This is a genomic window from Pseudoalteromonas sp. NEC-BIFX-2020_002, from assembly GCF_013002825.1.
GTDB lineage: Bacteria > Pseudomonadota > Gammaproteobacteria > Enterobacterales > Alteromonadaceae > Pseudoalteromonas > Pseudoalteromonas neustonica.
The window spans coordinates 24,498-31,728 of sequence record NZ_JABEPJ010000031.1 but is presented as its reverse complement, the minus strand read 5'-3'; the positions used below and the strand labels follow the sequence as shown (position 1 = coordinate 31,728).

Annotated in this window: 7 protein-coding genes; 6 read left to right on the top strand and 1 reads right to left on the bottom strand. The window is 39.5% G+C overall.

All coding sequences use genetic code 11. The annotated features are described in order from the left end of the window. Nucleotides 1-545: 545 nt before the first annotated feature. The 4 genes from HJP15_RS20995 (at nt 546) to yacG (ending at nt 4,344) form a co-directional block, all read left to right on the top strand. Nucleotides 546-1,457, top strand: coding sequence for a prepilin peptidase (locus tag HJP15_RS20995; RefSeq protein ID WP_170174568.1), 912 nt, complete (start codon nt 546-548; stop codon nt 1,455-1,457). A 2-nt stretch (nt 1,458-1,459) separates the two neighbouring features. Beyond that, the gene (coaE, locus tag HJP15_RS20990; RefSeq protein ID WP_170174567.1) at nt 1,460-2,083 is read left to right on the top strand and encodes a dephospho-CoA kinase; all 624 of its coding nucleotides are present in this window, start codon (nt 1,460-1,462) and stop codon (nt 2,081-2,083) included. Between the two features lie 297 nt (nt 2,084-2,380). Continuing rightward, nucleotides 2,381-4,060, top strand: coding sequence for a type IV-A pilus assembly ATPase PilB (pilB, locus tag HJP15_RS20985; protein ID WP_170174566.1), 1,680 nt, complete (start codon nt 2,381-2,383; stop codon nt 4,058-4,060). A 53-nt stretch (nt 4,061-4,113) separates the two neighbouring features. Then, entirely contained in the window at nt 4,114-4,344 is a 231-nt protein-coding gene (yacG, locus tag HJP15_RS20980; RefSeq protein WP_054454591.1) for a DNA gyrase inhibitor YacG, read from the top strand. Between the two features lie 105 nt (nt 4,345-4,449). Here yacG and HJP15_RS20975 read toward each other — a convergent pair whose 3' ends face one another. Next, on the bottom strand, nt 4,450-4,980 hold the full coding sequence (locus HJP15_RS20975) for a Spy/CpxP family protein refolding chaperone (RefSeq protein ID WP_170174565.1): 531 nt from the start codon (nt 4,978-4,980) through the stop codon (nt 4,450-4,452). Between the two features lie 170 nt (nt 4,981-5,150). Between HJP15_RS20975 and HJP15_RS20970 the strand changes: the two genes are divergently transcribed. Next, nucleotides 5,151-5,840: a response regulator transcription factor gene (locus tag HJP15_RS20970; protein WP_170174571.1), complete on the top strand. Its 690-nt coding sequence runs from the start codon at nt 5,151-5,153 to the stop codon at nt 5,838-5,840. Beyond that, nucleotides 5,818-7,230, top strand: coding sequence for an ATP-binding protein (locus tag HJP15_RS20965; RefSeq protein ID WP_054203076.1), 1,413 nt, complete (start codon nt 5,818-5,820; stop codon nt 7,228-7,230). Before HJP15_RS20970 ends, HJP15_RS20965 begins: the two co-directional genes overlap by 23 nt. Nucleotide 7,231: the final 1 nt, after the last annotated feature.

The window sequence follows — 7,231 nt, the reverse complement described above, 5'->3', positions numbered from 1 at the left end:
CTGTAAGCTGTAAGCTGTAAGCTGTAAGCTGTAAGCTGTAAGCTGTAAGCTGTAAGCTGTAAGCTGTAAGCTGTAAGCTGTAAGCTGTAAGCTGTAAGCTGTAAGCTGTAAGCTGTAAGCTGTAAGCAAAAATATTCCGAATTTATATTCAGCAATGCAAGCTCTTTTTATTTTTTGTGGTGGCATTACATTGGGAATAAAAAGCTATATTTGTAGCCTTTATCTATGGAAATACATTCACGTAGGAGCCAGCTTTAGCTGCGAATGATTTATATTTTATCACTTTAGCTTTCTCGATGTAGCCCGCAGTGCTTATGTGCGCTCGGTGGTGAAAATAATCATTGTCGCCATGAATGACGACCTACATGGGTTTTCTAGATGTAGCGCGCTGCGCTTCTGTGCAATCGGTGGTGAAAATAATCATTTTCGCCATGAATGACGAGCTACATGAGTGCGGTGTTTAAATGTGCGTAGACTCGGGATTTTTCATTTAATTTTCAGGACTGTTTTAGGTTGATTTTTTAAATCATTTTTTAGGTAATACAATGCAAAATTTTTTTCTCGATATAATTACAGTGATGCAAGACCAGCTGTGGTTTTATTTACTTACAGTAGGCCTTGTTAGCCTTTGTATTGGCAGTTTTTTAAACGTCGTTATTTATCGCTTACCCGTTATGATGCAACGAGAGTGGCAAACTGAGTGTCGCTTGCTGCTCGATGATGAACTCACTCACGCTAAAAACAAACGCACTGATGACGTAATTACTGAGCCTTTTAATTTAGTAAAACCAAACTCGACTTGTCCAAAATGTAAAACTGCAATTAAAGCATGGCAAAATATTCCTGTAATTAGCTGGCTATTTTTAAAAGGCCGTTGCGGTAGTTGCAGTAACCCTATTTCGATACGTTACCCTATCATTGAAATGCTCACAGCCGTGATGAGTTTAATCGTCGCTTACACCTTTGGTGTTACTGAACAAGCTGCGCTATATATTTTTATCACTTGGGTATTAGTGGCACTCACCTTTATTGATATTGATCATATGCTCCTGCCAGATCAACTCACCCTGCCTTTGGTGTGGTTGGCACTTATTGCAGCTGTAATGGGAATTACTATTTCTCCTGCCGATGCAATTATCGGGGCGGCCTGTGGCTATTTAAGCTTATGGAGCGTTTTTTGGCTATTTAAGCTGATCACAGGTAAAGAAGGAATGGGTTATGGTGATTTTAAATTACTTGCCGTATTTGGCGCACTTTTAGGGTGGCAAGCACTGCTCACTATAATTTTGCTTTCAAGTGTTGTGGGGGCTGTGATTGGTATTACACTTTTAAGTATACAAGGTAAAGATAAAGCCACTCCTATTCCATTTGGACCCTATTTAGCCATTGCCGGCTGGGTTGCATTATTGTGGGGTACGCAAATTCAACAGATGTACTTTAACTGGCTTGGCTACTAGTTATGGCACGCTCTAAAAACAATTGGATTCTAGGTTTAACGGGGGGCATAGGCTGTGGAAAAAGTGCTGTCAGTGAGCTATTTGAACAGCATGGCATCACAGTAGTTGATGCTGATATCATTGCTCGTCAAGTAGTCGCCCTTGATAGCACTGGCTTACATGAAATAGGTAAGCATTTTGGCGCTGATATTCTCAATCATGATGGTACGTTAAACCGTACAAAGCTTAGAGAAATTATTTTCGCTGATAGTGAGCAAAAAAATTGGCTTAATGCCCTTTTACACCCGTTAATTCGTGAAAAAACCATCTCGGATCTAAATGCTGCATCTAGCCCTTATGTAATACTAACTGCGCCTTTATTATTTGAAAACCAGCTAGATAAATACTGTAATCGTACTTTGGTGATTGATGTGCCAATCGAAGTACAGGTTGCACGAACAGTAGCAAGAGACAATATAAGCCTAGCACAAGCCAACAGTATAATTGCAGCGCAAATGAGCCGAGAAGATAAACAGGCTAAAGCAACTGATATCCTAGATAATAATCGCGCATTAAGCTTAGTAGCCCAAGACGTAACGCTATTACATCAACGTTACATGGCATTGGCCAATGAATCTAAAATTTAAGCTACATATTCCTAATAAATTATAAATTTTTAATATTTTAGTTGGCAAATCATACTAAATTAGAAAGACTAATGTTATACCAATTGCATTAAATTAGTGATCTATTATTGCGACAAGAAAATGGCTCAATAACAAGGCAAAAATTATGATATATAGTTGTTCTATATAAGTAATTTTCAACGCAGTTAGTGAGTTATTTAATTCGCTAGAATGATCACGTTTTTAATAAAATTGGTATTATACCCTGCTCTTTTCTGATAAATTGCTGACTATGAGAGGTGTTTACAAAGGTGCGCAATGAATATTAACTCACCATTACTTAGAAAGTTTATCACGCTTGGCCGAATTGACGCCGAAACTGTTAAGTTAAAACAGCGTGAATTTAGCTCAACTGCAGAACTAATAGCGAAATGCGGTGGCATTGACGGCCATGAACTTGCAGAACAATGCATTGATCTATTCCGCGTTCCTTATTTTGATATTAAAGACTTTAATGTAGAGCTAATACCTAAAGAGCTGGTTAAAGATAAACTCATTCGTGAGCATCATATTCTACCTCTAGTTAAAAAAGGCCGTAAACTTTATATTGCAGCCTCTGATCCTACTGATTATGGTGCCTTTGAAAACTTTGAGTTTAGTACGGGGTTATCTTGTGAAGTACTCGTTGTTGATTACCGCCAACTAGAAGCTAAAATAGAACAACTTCTTGATGCAGCAGGCAGTTTACACCTTAGCGATGAAGAATTTAAAGAGTTTAGTGACTTAGATACTGACTCACTAAAAGAGCCTCAAAATCAAGGTGATGATGAAAAAGACGACGCACCCATTATCGTCTATATCAATAAAATATTGATGGATGCCATTAAAAAAGGCGCCTCCGATTTACACTTTGAACCCTACGAACATAAGTACCGTGTGCGTTTTCGTATTGATGGTATTTTGCATGAAATGGCCAGTCCGCCGAATAGTCTAGCAACGCGTTTATCAGCACGTATAAAAGTAATGGCACGATTAGATATTGCCGAGAAACGTAAACCGCAAGATGGTCGTATTAAATTAAAAATCACTGAGCGTAAGAGTATCGATTTCCGGGTAAGTACCCTACCCACCCTTTGGGGTGAAAAAATCGTAATGCGTATCCTTGATTCGTCCAGCGCTATGCTTGGTATTGATGTACTCGGTTACGAAGTAGAGCAGAAAAAACTTTACATGGATGCACTGCAGCAACCTCAAGGTATGATTTTAGTTACAGGTCCTACGGGCTCTGGTAAAACGGTGTCTTTATATACGGGTTTAAATATTTTAAATCAACCTGAGCGTAATATCAGCACCGCCGAAGATCCTGTCGAAATCAACCTCGAAGGTATTAACCAAGTACAGATCAACCCGAGAGCTGATATGACCTTTGCCAATGCCCTTAAAGCATTCTTGCGTCAAGATCCCGATGTCGTCATGGTGGGTGAGATCCGTGACCTTGAAACCGCTGAAATATCAATAAAAGCGGCACAAACAGGTCACTTGGTAATGTCCACGTTGCATACTAACTCAGCGCCTGAAACACTAACTCGTTTGTTAAATATGGGCGTACCAGCGTATAACGTTGCAAGTTCAATTAGCTTGATCATTGCGCAGCGTTTAGCACGTCGCTTATGTCCAAAATGTAAAACACCTGAAACATTGCCAAGTGAAGAATTACAGCGCCAAGGTTTTAGCCCTGAACAAATAAGCGAGCTTACCCTATTTGCACCTAAAGGATGTGATAGCTGTACTGATGGCTATAAAGGCCGTGTCGGTATTTATGAGGTTATGCAAATTACCCCTGAGATCGCACAAATTATTATGCGCGGTGGTAACTCTTTAGAAATTGCTGAAGTATCATTACGATCAGGGTTTAATAACCTGCGTTTGTCGGGCCTAAGAAAAGCTGCAGCAGGCATGACATCATTAGCTGAAATAAACCGTGTAACGAGTTTTTAAAAGCCTAAAACCTAGGCTTTTAAAATCATAAACAATATGTATGAGAATATGCTATGCCAACCGTTGTAAACTGCCCAACTTGTAAAGCACAAGTTGAATGGTCAGATGAAAGCCCTTACCGCCCATTTTGTTCAAAGCGCTGTCAATTAATTGATTTAGGTGAGTGGTCGCTTGAAAACAATAAAATATCAGCCCCTATTACCAGCGCCAATGACCTTAGCCAAGATATGATTGAGGACATAGAGGAAATGCTAGCTAAAAATGATGACGATTTTTTTAAATAGCCGTTATTAATTACAGGGCTGTATATTAACGTGGGGTAAACCCGCTGCTACACAAAAAAGCGTGGATTATTAAACCCACGCTTTTACTTTTAATACCGCTAATTATTAACCTTCTTTTTTCTCACCACGGTCGCCTTTTTTACCGCCTTTACCTTTTTTACCCATGCGTTTTTTCATTGCAGAGTACTTTTCACGTTGCTCGGCATTTAATACTTGCCATACTTGGTGCTGAGTTCTTAAGTTAATTAAAGCAAACTGTTCGCCCTTAGTTTGACGTTCAGTAAGTAATTCTTTGGCTGCTGCTTCATCAAACGTTGGCATTTCAAGTAATGTTTTCATTTTTTCTTTGTGAGCCATACGCGCTTTTTTCATCGCTTCTTTGTCATCACCGCGTAACGCTTTAAACTGCGCTTTTTGCGCATCAAAAATAGTTTGTAGCTGAGTTTGCTGTGCTTGCGTTAAGCTAAGTTTATCAGCGCCACGTTCAGACAATAAAAAACGTGCTTGATGCTTTTGCTGCGAGTGACCTTGTTTATGGTGTCCACCCTCTTTAGCCATTACGGCTGTAGTGCCTAGAGAGGCGGTTACCAAACCACAAATTAATACTAGTTTATAAATTTTAGCTGACATAGTCATAATAATTACCTTTGGGTTGGTTGCGAACTTATTGTGTGTTTCGTTGATGGATTAACTATAACAACTGCAATGCAAAGCAACGCAAAGCAATGTAAAGGTTGTGTAAAGGTTCACTTTTAAGCACTTTAAAGCGTAAAATGAAGTTATTCCCCCACGGTAAAGGCAAGCAAATGAAACTGCTAATGATTGATGATGACACTGGCTTATGCGAACTACTTAGTGAATATTTAACAGCACAAGGCTATCAAGTCGAATGTGTTCACGATGGGGAGCAAGGTTTAAAACAAGCACTCAGCCAAGAATACGCTTTGATTTTGCTGGATGTAATGCTGCCTAAACTAGATGGCTTTGAAGTTTTAAAACAGTTACGCCAAACAAAATTAACGCCTGTTATTATGCTAACAGCCAAAGGCGAGGACTTTGATCGTATTTTTGGCCTTGAGCTTGGCGCAGACGACTACATTCCAAAACCATTTAATCATCGTGAGTTACTAGCTCGCGTAAAAGCAATAACACGCCGTATAGAACACATAACCAACTTAGGTAACAGCACGGCAAACAAGTTATCAGTGAACAACATAGTTATTAATCTCGCTGCTCGTGAAGCTTATGTAGATGAGCACCCATTAAGCCTAACAGGCACTGAATATGAAGTACTTGCGTTATTAGTTAAAAGCGCAGGCGAAGTTGTTAGTAAAGAGCAAATAAGTGAACAAGTGCTTGGCCGACGCCTCGCTTCATTTGACCGCTCTATTGATATGCATGTAAGCAATATCCGTAAAAAAATAGCTGAGTTCAATATTACTGAACGGATAAAAACGATGCGGGGAACGGGTTATGTCTTTATCCAAGGCGAGTAATAAAGCGAATTTAAAGTGGTTGATTCATCCTAAAAAGTTTTTATTTTTTAAAATTTTTGTGTGGTTTTGGTTAACTGTTATAGGCACAATTGCCTCTCTAGTGTTTTTAAGCAACATTGCAACCAATCAAGTTAGTAACGAAAAACTACGCGGGCCGATGCAAAAAAACCTTGAGTACACAGCTAAAAGCATTGAGCGCAGCGTCACTAGGCACAAAAAATCAGTTCGTGACATACTCTCTCACCCGCGTTTAGCTAAGCGTAAGTTATTATATTTAAACTCAGATCAACCTGAGCTATCGCTCAGTAGCCAAGTACCACCAAATGAAGTTGACTTAAGCCTTCTTAACTTTACCAAGAGCATGGAACCCCAAGTTATTTTCACTGAGCACTATCAAGCCTTTGGCCCTATTAAAGTCAATGTGCCTGAAGGGTTATTTTACTTATACGAAATTAATGTAAATCACCAAACTCCATTCTTTATACGCTTAAAGTTAATGCCAATTTGGTTAAAAATATTGATCGCACTCCTCGCTTCGCTTGCGCTTAGTTTTGTGTTCAGCCGTAGTTTAATTGCACCTATAAATAGCTTAAAACAAGCGGCTATCGCGCTTGCTAATGGTGACTTGTCTGCAAGAGCAAAAATCGATCCTCAAAGAGAAGATGAACTTGGCGTACTTGGCCGCGACTTTAATAGCATGGCAATTCAATTAGAGCGATTACTTTCAGCACAAAAACGTTTACTTGCTGATATATCCCATGAATTACGCTCACCACTAACTCGGCTAAAGATGGCAACTGGCCTTGCTCAAATGCAAACTCCAGAAGAAAACCAAACCTACTTACTACGTATAGAAAAAGAAGCTAATCAACTAGATAAAATGATTGCTGATGTATTACAAGTATCGCGCTTAGAGGCAAAAAGCCAAGCGCTATCACTGCATAAACAGTCCATCGAAGTCATTGTTGAACATGTACTCAATGACGCTCAATTTGAAGCAAACCAAAGCGCTAAACAGCTCATCGTAAATGGGCAACTAAACGCCGAACTTAACTGTGATGAAGCGCTTATAGCCAGTGCGCTAGAGAATGTACTGCGTAACGCAATTAAATATGCTGAGCATACTATTCACTTAACTCTACAGCAAAGCGATGCTATTTATATTGAAATCAGTGATGATGGCCCCGGCGTAGCACCTGAAAACTTAACAAAGCTATGCGAGCCATTTTTTCGCCAATCAGATGCACGAGATAGGACTTCCGGTGGGACGGGCTTAGGTTTAGCTATCGCAAAAAATGCAATCATCGCTCATAATGGCAGCTTAACATTACATAATCACCAGCAAGGCGGTTTATGCGTGCAAATTGTATTACCATTGGATAAACATTAAG